Source organism: Pseudomonas sp. MPFS, from assembly GCF_022537035.1.
In the GTDB taxonomy this organism is placed as follows: Bacteria; Pseudomonadota; Gammaproteobacteria; order Pseudomonadales; family Pseudomonadaceae; genus Aquipseudomonas; species Aquipseudomonas sessilinigenes.
Window position 1 is genome coordinate 5,362,703 of the sequence record NZ_CP066123.1, and the last position, 14,079, is coordinate 5,376,781.

Annotated in this window: 13 protein-coding genes and 2 pseudogenes; all 15 read left to right on the top strand. The window is 55.0% G+C overall.

Annotated features, from left to right (window positions below):
- Window positions 1-63 precede the first annotated feature (63 nt).
- The 15 genes and pseudogenes from I9018_RS24520 to I9018_RS24590 all read left to right on the top strand — a co-directional run bounded on the left by I9018_RS24520 (window position 64) and on the right by I9018_RS24590 (window position 13,980).
- On the top strand, window positions 64-492 hold the full coding sequence (locus I9018_RS24520; protein WP_241107724.1) for a TIGR03757 family integrating conjugative element protein: 429 nt from the start codon (window positions 64-66) through the stop codon (window positions 490-492).
- Window positions 489-1,034, top strand: a pseudogene (locus I9018_RS24525) (TIGR03756 family integrating conjugative element protein); the annotation flags it as partial. The gene I9018_RS24520 and the pseudogene I9018_RS24525, both read left to right, overlap by 4 nt.
- Window positions 1,035-1,087: 53 nt before the next feature.
- Window positions 1,088-1,459, top strand: a pseudogene (locus tag I9018_RS24530) (tyrosine-type recombinase/integrase); the annotation flags it as partial.
- Between the two features lie 876 nt (window positions 1,460-2,335).
- Window positions 2,336-3,208, top strand: coding sequence for a ParA family protein (locus I9018_RS24535; RefSeq protein ID WP_241107725.1), 873 nt, complete (start codon window positions 2,336-2,338; stop codon window positions 3,206-3,208).
- A gap of 593 nt (window positions 3,209-3,801) precedes the next feature.
- Window positions 3,802-4,491, top strand: a complete 690-nt coding sequence (locus I9018_RS24540) for a DUF2786 domain-containing protein (protein WP_241110194.1) — start codon at window positions 3,802-3,804, stop codon at window positions 4,489-4,491.
- Between the two features lie 62 nt (window positions 4,492-4,553).
- The gene (locus tag I9018_RS32795; RefSeq protein ID WP_346780093.1) at window positions 4,554-5,153 is read left to right on the top strand and encodes a hypothetical protein; all 600 of its coding nucleotides are present in this window, start codon (window positions 4,554-4,556) and stop codon (window positions 5,151-5,153) included.
- Window positions 5,150-6,499 (top strand): replicative DNA helicase, encoded by a 1,350-nt coding sequence (gene dnaB / locus I9018_RS24550; protein ID WP_065365356.1) that lies wholly within the window; start codon window positions 5,150-5,152, stop codon window positions 6,497-6,499. Before I9018_RS32795 ends, dnaB begins: the two co-directional genes overlap by 4 nt.
- 174 nt (window positions 6,500-6,673) lie before the next feature.
- A complete protein-coding gene (locus tag I9018_RS24555) occupies window positions 6,674-7,192 on the top strand; it encodes a hypothetical protein (RefSeq protein WP_241107726.1) in 519 nt (172 codons plus the stop codon).
- Window positions 7,185-7,415 carry a type II toxin-antitoxin system HicA family toxin gene (locus tag I9018_RS24560; protein ID WP_241107727.1) on the top strand — a complete coding sequence of 77 codons (231 nt, stop codon included), beginning with the start codon at window positions 7,185-7,187 and terminating at the stop codon, window positions 7,413-7,415. The genes I9018_RS24555 and I9018_RS24560 overlap by 8 nt, the downstream gene beginning before the upstream one ends.
- Window positions 7,415-8,416: a nucleoid-associated protein YejK gene (yejK, locus tag I9018_RS24565; RefSeq protein ID WP_241107728.1), complete on the top strand. Its 1,002-nt coding sequence runs from the start codon at window positions 7,415-7,417 to the stop codon at window positions 8,414-8,416. The genes I9018_RS24560 and yejK overlap by 1 nt, the downstream gene beginning before the upstream one ends.
- Window positions 8,417-8,433: 17 nt before the next feature.
- Window positions 8,434-8,760, top strand: a complete 327-nt coding sequence (locus tag I9018_RS24570; RefSeq protein WP_065365352.1) for an Arc family DNA-binding protein — start codon at window positions 8,434-8,436, stop codon at window positions 8,758-8,760.
- 1 nt (window position 8,761) lies between these two features.
- Window positions 8,762-10,435, top strand: coding sequence for a ParB family protein (locus tag I9018_RS24575; protein WP_241107729.1), 1,674 nt, complete (start codon window positions 8,762-8,764; stop codon window positions 10,433-10,435).
- Between the two features lie 43 nt (window positions 10,436-10,478).
- A complete protein-coding gene (locus I9018_RS24580; RefSeq protein ID WP_085597417.1) occupies window positions 10,479-11,105 on the top strand; it encodes a DUF2857 domain-containing protein in 627 nt (208 codons plus the stop codon).
- A complete protein-coding gene (locus tag I9018_RS24585; protein ID WP_241107730.1) occupies window positions 11,102-12,382 on the top strand; it encodes an STY4528 family pathogenicity island replication protein in 1,281 nt (426 codons plus the stop codon). Before I9018_RS24580 ends, I9018_RS24585 begins: the two co-directional genes overlap by 4 nt.
- Window positions 12,383-13,629: 1,247 nt before the next feature.
- Window positions 13,630-13,980 (top strand): cupin domain-containing protein, encoded by a 351-nt coding sequence (locus tag I9018_RS24590; RefSeq protein WP_241110196.1) that lies wholly within the window; start codon window positions 13,630-13,632, stop codon window positions 13,978-13,980.
- Window positions 13,981-14,079: the final 99 nt, after the last annotated feature.

Sequence of the window (14,079 nt, forward strand, 5' to 3'; positions counted from 1 at the left end):
TACTGCACAATGATGTGAGTAAACCCAGGCTGTACCGGTCAAATCACGACCAGGTGCAGACCCATGCTCAACGTGCCACTTCTGGCCAGGCTGCAAGCCGCCACCATCATCTTAGGTTCACTAGCACTCGGAAACGCTCACGCTGAGGCATGGGCAGTCACCGACTCCATGCATCCACTGGTGACTCCTGCAGGCGTTCAGGTTCGCGTCATTTTGCTGGATGACCAGGAGCGCCTGGAAAACCAGCTATCACGTAACCTTCCCCCCAATCCCCAGCAGGCCACAATCGCTGCTCAACGAATGATGAAGAGCGCAGAGGGCGTCCGCCTAATCGGGGAGTTAGCCAAGGCACAGCAGGGGTTGACTGATGCCTGGAGCACCGGCATTGAGAAGATCCCGGCTGTAGTAGTCGACCGAAAGTACGTTGTCTACGGCCAACCTGACGTTGCCACTGCCTTGAAAGCCATCGAGCGCTCGAGGAGGCAGCAATGAGATCTCGCACGTTGGCATTTGCGCTGACTGCGCTCACTTCATTTTCAGCATCGGCCGCGATCAACACGGCGGCAATCGTGGCGTCAACCGCCTCCCCGACCTGCCTGGATTATCGGGTTGTAGGGATCTGCTACTGGCTGCTGTGTACGCCCTTCGGTTGCAAGGTCAAGACCTCGGTCAAGGTCCGTCACTATGTGCCCGACGCCGTTGTGTCGGCCTACGCCAATACCGGCGAAAACCCATGGGTGGAAGTCAGCCCAATGGGCATGCCGAATCCCACAGCGCAAGCCGGGAACAACGGAACAACGAACCACAACGCCGAAAACAACATCTCGAAGTTCAAAAACGCTGACGTAATCGGGCACCCAGGTGGGGCTGTTTTCAGCAAGTTTGCCGCCGCTTCGGGCTACGCATGCCCAGGGGCCACCCTCCCCTTCGTTCCATACATGCTCAGTACCCTCGACACCCTTGCATGGCGCCATGGGCTCCCCGAGGTCGTCTATCCAGAGGCCCTGATACCTGGTCTGAGGGAGGTTGGCGGCGCTATGCGAGCAGTAACTCTTAACTACCTGTCCACCAGCTCCGGGACAGACCACCCATCATGAAGGGTTTGGAACCACACATACAAAAACTTTTGAACGCTGCTTCATCCCAGGGCTTTTCGGGCCAAGATCAGCTTTTCAATGTTAATCGGTTCTCGATCCACTATAGATCTAAAACCATGAACATCGATCAAGTTGAGGGCATGTACAAAAAACTGACTAGCGCCTTCGGTATACGCATGACGCCGCACCGGTTCAGGCACACCTTAGCTACCGATTTGATGCGGCAACCAGAACGCAATATTCACCTGACCAAGACACTGCTGAACCATTCGAACATCGCCACGACGATGAGTTACATCGAGGCTGACTACGAACATATGCGGGCAGTGCTCGCTGAGCGTAGCTGGCACCAGGGCGCGATAAGGCTTGAGCGACGTGAGGACGTCATAACTCCTCAGGCGCTTGAGCCAATGAACCTCTGGCCGGACACTTACCGGCCCCAGAGGAGATGCCAGATGGGCTTGGGCAAGGTATTGCCGCAACAGTGGAGGACTCACCCACTCAGCAACCCGCTACGGCCTCTGAGCTGCTTGCAGCACTGCCCAGGCAGAGACGGCCTGAGAAATATCCGCTGGAACAGATATCCAAGCCCAGCACGGGGCTTTCTCATGAGCTGAGTTGGGACGGACCTGGGACGCTCTGGGCGGATCTAGGAATACCGCCCTGCCAGTCGATGGAGGATTCGTTTGAGCCAGCAGCTCTGATGGATCTCTTACCGGATAGAAGCGCCATCGGAAGTTTCCGGTGGAACTGACAGCTAGCTAAACGCCCAGCTTCGTTCAGCTTAGGTTCAGCTTCAGGAATGTCGGTATCGGCAAGGTGAACTGTGCACGCCTAATCGGCGCCGAACATCAGCAAGTCGATGTTTGCACAAGGATTCCTGATAAAAGCATCGAGCTGGGCCAGTTCGCGCTAAGGCGAAGCTAATTTTTTGACCTCTTGAACGAAAAAACCCACTGACCGGGTCCGGCAGTGGGCTATTTCATATTGACATCATCACGGAGCGCGCCTATGGTTCGCTCCAAACGGCTGCAAGGCTAGTAGACTGGCCCTGGCAAGCCCCCTTCCTAGTACCGCATCCGCCAATGAATATGGTGGGTCGTGTGGGATTCGAACCTACGACCAATTGGTTAAAAGACAATTGGAATGGATAGCTCTAGGAAGGGGTTTTCACGGTAACTCAGGACCGGTCTGCGAGCCCAGCTGTCTCTAATGACACTCACATTAGAGGCATAACGATGAAAAAGAAGGCGAAAAAAGCAGGAAAAATCTCCACCAAAGGTGGAACTGGCAAAACAACCGGCTCGACCAACCTGGGTGCGTTCACTGCAGATGCAGGTTTGCGCACTCTGCTGATCGATCTGGATCCCGTCCAACCCTCAGCGTCATCCTATTTCCCCCTGATTCACGAAGCTCCGGGCGGAATTTATGAGCTCCTGGCCTTCAATGAAACCAATCCGGCCCGGGTTATTTCCCGCACCAACATCCCCAACCTCGATGTCATAGTCTCGAACGACGTCAACAATCAGCTCAACAACCTCCTGCTACAGGCACCTGATGGCCGGCTTCGCCTGGCTAACCTGATGCCGGAGTTCGAGTCCCAGTACGACCTGATTATCTTCGATACTCAGGGCGCTCGCTCGGCCATGCTTGAGATGGTCGTTCTGGCTTCTGACATAATTTTATCCCCCCTCCCTCCTAACATGCTGGCGGCACGCGAGTTCAACCGCGGCACCATCCACATGATGGAAGGCCTGCGCAGTTATGCGCGCCTCGGCCTGACCATTCCTCATATCAACATAATCATCAATGGGTTGGATCAAACCGTTGATGCCCGCCAAATACACGAAACAGTCAGGGAAGTGTTTGACGGCACCCCTGAAGTTTCCGTGCTCCACACCACCATACCCCACGCTGTTGTTTTCAAAACCGCCGCATCCAAAGGCATCCCGGCACACCGCTTGGAGTACCGGCAGCCATCGAATCGCCTTGCGCCCTCTGCGCTGAGCATCCTCCGACAATTGGCCACTGAGGCCTTTCCGGAATGGCATGAACGCTTCGCTGCAATGACTGAGGAGCGTGTAGCCCAGATCGTCAAAGGGGGGAACTGAAGTGGCTAAATCCCCCATAACCCAGCCAACCATGAGCCCAAGACGTCTGTTTCACTGTGCGGGCTTTCTATGCCTGTACGCCATGAACTGTTCAGTAGCGTTTGCGTTGGCCTATTGCCTCGCTTCGATCTACAAGGAGCCTTACGCAGGCTTAGCGCTGCAGGGCGCCATCTTCTGCGCATACCTTCTTGCTGCGCTGTGCGTCCTTACCCTGGTGTGCGTGACTGTCTTGGCTGCGGCCCGTTGGCATGCAAAAGCAGCCGTACTGTCAGCTAGAGCTGGCCAAGCTCCTCTGCACCAGGAGCTGAAGCCATGACACACATTAGCGCCCCTCAACTCCAGCTTCTGTGGCACACGCTCGGCCTTTCTCCGAGCGACCCTCATAAGCGCACCGTGAGTCGCAACCATTTTCTTACCGGCCCAGGCGACGAAGACGCACGGCAGCTCGACGTCCTTGTCAGTGCGGGTCTGATGATCGCTGGTAAAGCTCCCGCATTCTGCCCTCAGGATGAAGTCGTTTATCGCGCCACGCGTGAGGGAGGACGGTTAGCGATCGAGAAGTTACCTCCACTCTCTTCGACGGAGGTTGCATGATGGATAGGCAAAAAGTTCTAGACAAAGTCAGCAAACTACTCGCCCTGGCCAATAACTGTAGCGCCAGTCCGAACGAGGCAGAAACAGCACTTCGGCAGGCCCGCCACCTCATGAAACAGTACAACCTCGAGTCCCTTGAGGTGGCTGCACATGCAGTTGAGCAAGTTTGTGTCCCCACTCGCACCGCTCGCCCGCCTAAAGACTGGCTGCACCGTCTTGCGGCGACCTGTGCCCGTGCCTTCGATTGTGAGCACTTAGCGTTTCATTCGGGCCTGGCGGGCTGGTCGATCAAGTTCATGGGCATCGGCATTGGCCCTGAGTTAGCAGCCTATGCGTACTCTGCCTTGCACCACCAACTGGTGATGCAACGCAAGGCACATGTCGCTCTGCAGAAGCGCTGCCAGCTCAAAACCAAACGCCGCCGAGGGGAACTCTTCGTCGATGGTTGGTTGAGCGCTATCAGCTACAAAGTCGCCCAGTTCGCAGGGGCTGACTCGGAACCCCGCGATGAAATCAAGGCTTACATCAGCCTCCATCACCCAACTCTTGAATACATGGACCTGGACTGGCCAGAGGCCAAGGGACATGACATTCGGTCCCGGCAGGCAGGTTGGCAACAGGGCAAGCAAGCAAATTTGGGCCGAGGCCTCAGCCACAAAGAACGGATGTCGATTGGGGGTGGACGATGACTCACACCACAACAGCCCATCCAGCTCTGCTCCCAACCTCCCATGCACTGAGAGGACACACCATGCCCGAAGGTCTTCGTATGAACAAGGCAGCACACAGCGTGATCGCAGAGCGTCACCGCCAGGTGACAGAGGAAGGCTACTCCATCCATCGTGATGACGTGTATGTGCGAAACGAGCTGGCAGAAGCCGCTGCGGTGTACGCAGTCTTGGCAGGAAAGCCTGGATGCAGCAGCAGTGCCTGGCCATGGGACAAAAAGACATTCAAACCCAGCGATGACCGTCGCCGCGATCTGGTGAAAGCGGGGGCTCTAATCCTTGCGGAGATCGAGCGACTCGATCGGATGCAGTTGATCCAGCCCTACCCTGTTCATCGGGATGAAGAGGGGATGTTCGCCCATCCCGACCTTCCAAACTTTGACGAAGATCCTGACAAATCCAAACTCTGGCTGCAGGAGCAAGGCCTAGAAATCTGTTCAGTCAGTCTTGAAACAGACGCGCCTGAAGAAATTGCCGATCGCTATTTCAGTTCTGATAGTCCCGACTGCAGTTACTGGGAGCCCTCTATGCCTGCCGGCGAGGGCTGGTTCTGCCTGGCTATTCATGACACTGAAGAAGGCGGACCCTACTGCTTCTGGGCACGCCGGGAGGTCACTCCGTGAACCCTCTTGACTTTACGCCGCCTCATTCGACAGAAGCCGAACAGGGTGTCCTGGGCGGTCTGATGCTCGACAACAATACTTGGGATCTCATTGCCGACCTGCTTGTGCCTGAAGACTTCTTCAAACGTGAGCATCGGTTGATTTTCCAGGCCATAGCCTCCCTAGCCGATAAGGATCATCCATTCGATATCGTGACGGTATCCGAGTCGATGTCTCAACCAGAGGAAGTTGGTGGCCTGGCCTACCTTGGAGATCTCGCAAGAAATACTCCATCAGTGGCCAACATCGAGCGCTACGCAGAAATCGTTCGGAACAGATCTCACCTGCGCAGTCTCATGTCCCTCGGCTACCAATGCTCTCGCGACGCTGCTGAAAGCACAGCAGTAGCTACTGACGTCCAGGAATCGATCGAGCAGCAACTCTTTGCACTCGCTCAGAACAGAACACGCTCCGACTTCGTCGACGTCAACCAAGCCCTCGGAGAGGTGGTCAACAAGATTGACGAGCATTTCAACGGGAATGTGACTGTGACCGGAGTGTCGTCCGGAATCGACGATCTAGACGAGATGACCTCAGGTTTTCAACCGACCGACCTCATCATTCTTGCCGGCAGGCCGTCGATGGGAAAAACGGCTCTAGCCTTAAAGTTCGTCCACGCGGCTTTACGTCAATGCTCAGACAATGAATCGGTCCAGGTCTACAGCATCGAAATGCCGGCCCAGGCCCTGCTATTTCGTTTGATCTCCAGCATCGGCCACGTAGATCTGACCAAGCTCTTAAAGGGGAAGCTTGAGGATGAGGATTGGCCGAAGCTAACAAATGCAGTCCATCAGCTTAATGGCTTCGGGGATAGGCTTGTAATTGATGACGGCAGCTCACTGACCCCACCTGCGCTACGGGCAAAGGCCAGGAGGGCAAGCCGGCGCTTCGGCAAGCCAAAGCTGATCCTCATCGACTACCTGCAGCTAATGAGCGCGGTAGGTGAGGAAAACAGGAACAACGAAATCAGTGTGATTTCTCGTTCACTGAAAGCGCTTGGCAAAGAAATGGACTGCCCAGTTATTGCCCTCTCTCAACTCAACCGGAGCGTTGAGGGACGTCCAAATAAACGCCCAGTCAACGCTGATTTGCGCGAAAGCGGTGCTATTGAACAAGACGCTGACGTGATCATGTTCGTTTACCGAGATGAGTATTACCACCCGGAGTCCGAGCATAAAGGCATCGCCGAAATCATCATCGGCAAACAACGCCAGGGACCGGTCGGTTTTGCACGGGCAGCTTTCATCCCACAGCAGACTCGCTTCGAAAATCTGGCCCCTGCCAGTTGGCAAGGAGGCTGCGCATGACCTCGCAAAGCATAAGCGCACTCACTCACTGGTGCCGATCATGCAACACCCATCACTCCCTCAAGCAAGTTCAGCACTGGCTTCCAGAGCCACACAAGTTTTGTGATGAGACCGAGGTGTGGATCTGCCCACTGTGCAATAGCTACGACGTCGAGCCACTGCAGGAGGTGCTAGATGAGAAGTAGCACCACCTATTTTCCTAAGATCCATGCCGACGCTGAGTTCAATCAGTCGGCACTAGTACACGCTCATAGAGCAGGTGTGAATGCAGTGGAGCTGGATCTGCTTTCACAAGCGATAACCAGGCTGGTACGTGACCATAGCACGATCGTTCCTGGAGCCATGTGCGACAACTTCGCAGAGATGGAGAACCTTGGCTATGTGCGTCTGATCCCAACTTCATCCGGAACACTGGAGGTTGCCCTTCTGTGCCCAGGCCCGCTTCTGTCGAATTACTTCTGGTCGGTGTGGGTACCGCGGCACCTGTTCGAGTGCTCGATGAAGGTCACGGTTCTTCCGCGACTGGATGATGACGCCATCACTCAATACTGCACAGTTGCGTTTCGCATACCTGGCGATAGAGAGGCCGCGAGGTTCTTCCTCATGGATCTCGGCTCGAAGTACCCAGGCCACGATCCAGAAATTATTGCCATACAAGCAGGGAACCAACTCAGGACAAAACTTCATGAGTAGGCCCCCGAAGGTACACGAACGCTTACGCCATCTCGTCGAGTTTGCGATCAGCAATGGCTGGGACGTCTCCCGCTCGGCAGGGGGGCACCTCAGATTCAAAAAGACAGGTTGCTCTGACATCTACACGTCCGCGACACCGGGCGATCACAGATCAGAGCGAAATGCTCGAGCACGCCTGCGCCGTGCGGACCGCACCACTCCACTTTCGAAGGAAATCAGCTGATGCCAATTCGTCACCTCATTATCCATCACATCGACAAGCAGCCTGACGGCACCCCAGCGGTTCTGCACGCCCGCGACTCGGAGCTGGCAGAGTCCGCGGCCATCGAGAACATGCTCGCCGACCTCAACGAAAGCTACAACGCCAAGCAGGGCAAGGCCTGGGGCCTTTTCCATCCAGAGTCCGGTGCCTTTCCCCTCAGCGGCTGGCTGAAGGAGTTCTTCAACGGAGAGTTGGACTTCACAGCTTTCAGTCACAAGGCAGTGGACCACCTGCAGAAACTGATAGAGGAGTCCAACCTGTCGGTGGGCGGTCACGTGCTGTTCGCCCACTACCAACAGGGCATGACCGACTACCTGGCCATCGCCCTACTGCACCACAGCGAAGGCGTGGCGGTGACCGACCAGCTGGACGTGACGCCCTCCCGTCACCTGGATCTGGGCCAACTGCACCTGACGGCGCGGATCAACGTCTCCGAGTGGCAGAACAACAAGCAGTCCAAACAGTACATATCGTTCATCAAGGGCAAGAACGGCAGAAAGTCCACGGAATACTTCCGCGACTTCATCGGTTGCCAGGAAGGCGTTGATGGTCCAGGCGAGACACGCACCCTGCTCAAGGCCTTCAGCGACTTCGTTGAAAGCGAAGACCTGCCCGAGGACTCGGCGCGAGAGAAGACCAAGACCCTGGTGGACTACGCCAGCAGCCAGGCCAAGCTCGGCGAACCGGTGGGCCTGGAAGAGCTGTCGGAGTTGATCGACGAAGACCGGCCGAAGGCGTTCTACGACCATATCCGCAACAAGGACTACGGCCTGTCGACGGAATTCCCGGCAGACAAGCGCACCCTCAACGAGTTCCGCCGCTTCACCGGCCGCGCCGAGGGCCTGTCCATCACTTTCGAAGCTCACCTTCTAGACACGAATGTGATCTACGACGCCGATAGCGGCGCATTGACTATCAAAAATCTTCCTACCCAGCTCGTCGATCAGCTCAAGCGCCGTTGATCATCAGGAGAAATTGTATGGACCAGACTACTTCCCGCACTGCAGACAAATTCGTCGTCCGACTTCCTGATGGTATGCGTGATCGTATTGCCCAGGTCGCACGGGAAAACACCCGCTCCATGAACAGCGAGATTATTAACCGGTTGGAACAATCACTCCTGGTCGGCCAGGTTGATGCAGCCAACCCGCTCCAGGCAGATCTTGAGCGCGCATACAGGATCATTGATCGGCTGCTTCAAGCCAACTCCCCTACCACTGAAGACGTCCAGGAGATTCTGGAGCTGTTCAAGTGCGGTACTCCGGGTGCGTCATTCCCTGCTATGAACTCCAGCGCGGGGGTGTAACGTGACAGATCTTAAAGCACGACTATTAGCCCCGGGCTTCTCCCCTTCTGCTGCTACAACGGTCCTCAGCGATCCCTTAGCCGATACTCCAATCGTGGCTACCATCGATGAGGTACTGCCTTGGGAGGACAACCCAAGGACGACCCGTAACCCAAAGTATGACGAGATCAAGGAGTCGATCCGTAATCGGGGGCTGGACACACCTCCACCCGTAACTCGTCGACCAGGTGAAGAGAAGTATCGGATCCGCAACGGCGGTAATACGCGCATCTCAATTCTGAAAGAGCTCTACCAGGAAACCGGTGATGAGCAGTACTACCGGATCAATCTGCTGTTCAGGCCTTGGGACCAGGCTCGAGGTGAGATCGTCATGCTCACGGGCCATTTGGCCGAAGACCTCAAGGGCGAGCTCAAATTCATCGAACGTGCAGTTGGGGTAGGCCGGGCTAAAGCTCTGTACGAATCAGAAACAGGGGAGTCTATTGGGATCCGGGAGTTGGCTCGTCGGTTGACGAAGGATGGATATCCGATTTCACACTCTCACATCAGCAGGATGTTGGATACTATTCAGCACCTATTACCTTGCGTTCCCAACCTACTCTATTCCGGCCTTGGTTATGACCGTATAACCAAGATCCTCGCCTTGAGAAAAACATCTTCGCTCTGCTGGAACAAGCACTACATAGGCGTTGGTGTTGACTTTGAGATGTTGTTCCAAGATGTATTGGCTCAGTTTGACGGGGAGGTAGAAGAGTTTCTGTATCAGCGCTTCCAGGATGAACTCATTGGGACAATGAAAAAGTCCCTTCCACTGGGCTATGAGGACATCCTGTTAGAAATCACTCAAGAACAAGATCAACTAAGACGCGCTACCCCAGTTGTTCAACTGCCAACCAACGACCACGTGCCAGCCGCTGTCCCTCTGCAGTCGGCGCCGAGCGAGAAACCAGCACCCTCACCTCAAGGATCCACGGCTCCAGGAAACAATCAACCCTCTCGCCCAAATACCAGCCAGTCGAGTTCTGGTCCAAACGAACCGTCTCCTTCACCCGAGGAGATGCAGGCTCGTATAGATGGACATATCGCCTCGCCCGTTACCCAGACGGCTCGAGTTATCGAGATGAAAAAAAAGCTGGCCGCAATCGAAGGTGAGCAGTTGCCCGACTTCAACTCCAACTGCCTTCAATCGATTCCAGTGCAAGCGGGCGGGCTCAATCCGATCAGTGACCTCTGGTACATCGAACGCGAGATTGATTCGTCGGAACAGCTCAGAAAACACATCGCACAACTCGCGTTGGAGATTCAAGAGTCGGTGAATGCCCCAGGGCAAATTACCGAAATTCCAGCCGGCATTGGATATTCCTACAGACAGCCAACTGAGGAGTCTGAAGTCACTGCCACGGCTGTGCACACCATGACCCTTCTCCAATCGTTAAGTGGGACTGTTGCAATCGCATTGCAAATGATCAGGGAGAGTCATGATGCGGACTTGAGCTCGTTGGAAGACTTTGAGTTTGCAGCTGGCCTGGGCCAACTGCTCATCGGTCAACCGGCAACAAAAGATCTTGAGCCTAACGATCAAGGTCGCATTAGCGACGGCGCTCTAGTGAAGCTTTTCAGAATCATCCGACTTGCACGCCGATTGATCGACATTGAGATCAAGCAGTCCGCGTAGGCCAGGTCCGGACAATCCGGATGGGATGAATAGGAGGGGGTCCATGACCAAGTCAACGATCAATGAGGCTGTTCTGTCTCAGCTTCTCGACCTGGTGCGCAACGGCCAGTTGCAACGTTGTAGGGAAATGGGGTTAGAACCTGAGGTGCTGGGCCAAATCCAGCACCCGACAGTGTTGAGCCTACTTCGCAATACGCCGGTCACCTGGGTAAACGTCAGCATCAACAGTTCAATGATTCAGAAGCTGCTGTCGAATGCAGCTCGGACTGAAGAAGAAGCGCGTGTTATTGAGCGAGCAATTCGTTTGGGTGCGACTACCAAGTTACTCAAAAACTTCTTTGGGCTCTCGCCGCAGGAAATTGCGTTGCAGAGAGCAGTGATCGGCGTCAAAGCCCCACATGGCCGATGGCCGGCCGTCTCGGAGGATCAGGAACATCAGATCTGGTATCGCTGGACTAACTTGATGAAGCAAAACCAGGTTTCTCTAGAGGACAGCCTGGCCATGCTCGATATTGCAATGCTGGTAGCGGAAGAGTTAATCGCTGACGGGTTAACACTGGCCCAGATCTGGTCCTTCATTACCCACTGGATTGAAAACCGCATCTACCCCGAGAACAACCATCGAGATCGGCAAGCGAGGCGACTTGAGCAAGGCGAACATACGCAATGAAGCTTGCTCGGTTCCCCATTTCTACGCTACTCGATTCTGCCTCGGGTCACCTCGAGGCACACCTGCTGAAAAAGAAAGCTGAAGATGTCGCTCTCAACACTGCATCACCGACTACCTACGCGGGCGTTATTTTTAGTGGTAACCCGCACGAAACCGTACCGCGCAAACTCCTCCTCGATGACCGTTTAACTCCGTTGGAGCGGAATTGCTGGCAAGTGTTTCGCTTGCTCATCAATGAAGACGGCATAACCGCGTTTCCAACATATGACCAGCTTCGTCCATATCTTGGAATGACACCTGGTAAACATGCCTCACGTGAAACCGTTGCGAAGGCACTAACTGTACTTCGGCTTACTAGGTGGTTGAGCCTTGGCCGCAAGGTACGCAACGAGATCAGCGGTCAGGTGCAGGGTAACGTTTATCTACTGCATGACGAACCAGTCACGCCAGCCGAAGCCTTGGAGTTCGATAAGGACTACATGACATTGCTCATGCAGTCTAAAGAACATCAGAACAGAGCGATCCAAGAAGTCGCAGCAATGACCTGGCGAGAGTTCACCGATGATGCTGATGTCGGCCGCCGCCTTCCCTCTCGCATCGAGACCATAAGCGATCGGCTAAACGCACAACCTTGGGCAGTAAAAAGTCAGCTTGAAGCGATTCCTGCACCTGAGTTCGGAATCCGAACTCAGTCAGATATTGCCGCGTCTGGTCTGAGTTCGGATTCCGAACTCAGTGAAAACTCAGGAAAACAGACCGCTCTACCCCTCAGTTCGGATTCCGAACTCAGTGGAAAACAGCCGAGTTCGGACTCAGTTCGGAATCCGAACTCATATAGTACGTATACAAATACAAACAAGTCTGTATCTAAAAGCTTTGTACAAGACCAAGACTCCATCGGCGCAAATTGGCTCATCGCTCTCGAATCGCTGCCACCTGACACTCGAGGGAAAGTTCGAGTGATCATGCAGTCAGTACCTGAGCCATTACGCGATGCAGTGATCAACCAGTGGTCCCACAGATTGGGCGGACTGAGCAAGCCCCTGGCCTACCTCAAGACCCTTGCTGACAAAGCAAAACGTGGGGACTTCAACTCTGACTGGCAACCAATCGTAGCTCCAGCAGCCCCTCCAACCACTGCCCTGCCGGCGGAGGTTAAACAGAGCGTTCAACTTGCCAACAAACCTCCAACCCCTGAGGCGACTCAGGCCGCCCAACTGGCGCTAAGTGGTTTACAGCAACTGCTGAACATCCGCGGTAGTAGACGTCGTGGGTGAGGGCATAGCTTCGATAAGCGATTCACTACTGTGTATTACTGATCAGGTCGCTCAACTGAGCCGAGAGCAAGTGTTGTGGGCCACAACACTTCATCAGAACCGCAATCCGCCGAGCGCTCAGGTAGTGCCACTAGCACCAATCCAGACCAGCCACCGGCGCCGACCAGGTGGTGTGGCCCACACCACTTCACCAGGACCGGAATCTGGTGAGCGCTCTGGTGTTGCCAGTGGCCACACTGCCAAGCCAAGTGTTGTGGGCCACAACACTCCACCAGGACCGGAATCTGGTGAGCGCTCCGGTGGTGTCAGTGGTGTGGGCCACACCACTCCACCAAGACCGGAATCTGCTGAACGCTATGGTGCTGCTAGTGGCAACACTGCCAAGGTCAACCACCGGGGGCCGCCCAAGTGTTGTGGGCCACAACACTCCACCAGGACCGGAATCTGGTGAGCGCTCCGGTGGTGCCAGTGGTGTGGCCCACACCACTCCACCAAGACCGGAATCCGCCGAGCGCTCTGGTGTTGCCACTGGCAACACTGGCCGGGGCAACCATCGGCGCCGACCAAGTGTTGCGGCCCGCAACACCTCACCAGGACCGGAATCTGCTGAGCGCTCCGGTGGTGTCAGTGGTGTGGGCCACACCACTCCACAAGGACCGGAACCTGCTGAGCGCTATGGTGCTGCTAGTGGCAACACTGCCAAGGTCAGCCACAGGGGGCCGACCAAGTGGTGTGGCCCACACCACTTCGCAAGGACCGGAATCTGCTGAGCGCTCCGGTGGTGTCAGTGGTGTGGGCCACACCACTCCTCCAGGACCGGAATCTGATGAGCGCTCCGGTGGTGCCACTGGCAACACTCCAGGCCAGCCACCGGCGCCGACCAAGTGGTGCGGCCCGCACCACTTCACCAAGATTGGATTATCGTAATTAGTCTACAGTGTCCCTTCGTGCAACCACCTTCTAGTTTTCACCAGAATGATTCATATCCAACGACACAACGCATTGTTTTCTCTGATTTAAGGGAATAGTTGACGTCCATAGAATATGGTGAAGATTTGCGCTGTACTGAAAGAACACAAAATTTCTGATCAATTGATATTGATTAAGGAGCAATGATGTCAGTACTAGATGAGACATTACCGATCTTTGCTGCTGATGCACCGCTAAGGAACCGTCCGAGCAACTATCCCGAACCTTTCGCATCATGGATGAGTGGTCGCACAAAACAACCTCTAGGCGATCTTTTCATGCTCAAGAATTTCGGAGTCAATATTGTCCGCCTTCCTCCAGGATGTGTGTCGGCATTACATCATCGACACACCCAGCAGGATGAATTCATCTACATCCTTGAGGGCACACCAACGCTACACAGGGGTAGTGAGATATTCCCCCTTAAGCCTGGGATGGTTGCCGGCTTTCCTCACGGGGGCCTTGCTCACCATCTGGAGAATCACTCAAATCACGACTGTGTGATTCTCGAGGTAGGCGATCGAAGTCCTGGTGACAGTGTGTCATATCCCTGTGATGACATTCAGGCAGTCGCGGGGACGGACGGCAAGTGGCAGTTCACACACAAAGACGGTTCCCCGTATACGTAACTCTTGGACAATCTGGCAATGCTTCAGCATGCCCTAAGTTTGCTGAGCACCAGTTGTTTCCATTGGCAACAACTATCAAGACTAACCATCGACGTGGTG

Excerpts from the sequence above, each read along its gene's own strand:
- I9018_RS24520 (WP_241107724.1), top strand. The coding sequence starts at position 64 with ATGCTCAACGTGCCACTTCTGGCCAGGCTGCAAGCCGCCACCATCATC.
- I9018_RS24535 (WP_241107725.1), top strand. The coding sequence starts at position 2,336 with ATGAAAAAGAAGGCGAAAAAAGCAGGAAAAATCTCCACCAAAGGTGGA.
- I9018_RS24540 (WP_241110194.1), top strand. The coding sequence starts at position 3,802 with ATGGATAGGCAAAAAGTTCTAGACAAAGTCAGCAAACTACTCGCCCTG.
- I9018_RS32795 (WP_346780093.1), top strand. The coding sequence starts at position 4,554 with ATGCCCGAAGGTCTTCGTATGAACAAGGCAGCACACAGCGTGATCGCA.
- I9018_RS24555 (WP_241107726.1), top strand. The coding sequence starts at position 6,674 with ATGAGAAGTAGCACCACCTATTTTCCTAAGATCCATGCCGACGCTGAG.
- I9018_RS24560 (WP_241107727.1), top strand. The coding sequence starts at position 7,185 with ATGAGTAGGCCCCCGAAGGTACACGAACGCTTACGCCATCTCGTCGAG.
- yejK (WP_241107728.1), top strand. The coding sequence starts at position 7,415 with ATGCCAATTCGTCACCTCATTATCCATCACATCGACAAGCAGCCTGAC.
- I9018_RS24570 (WP_065365352.1), top strand. The coding sequence starts at position 8,434 with ATGGACCAGACTACTTCCCGCACTGCAGACAAATTCGTCGTCCGACTT.
- I9018_RS24580 (WP_085597417.1), top strand. The coding sequence starts at position 10,479 with ATGACCAAGTCAACGATCAATGAGGCTGTTCTGTCTCAGCTTCTCGAC.
- I9018_RS24585 (WP_241107730.1), top strand. The coding sequence starts at position 11,102 with ATGAAGCTTGCTCGGTTCCCCATTTCTACGCTACTCGATTCTGCCTCG.
- I9018_RS24590 (WP_241110196.1), top strand. The coding sequence starts at position 13,630 with ATGCTCAAGAATTTCGGAGTCAATATTGTCCGCCTTCCTCCAGGATGT.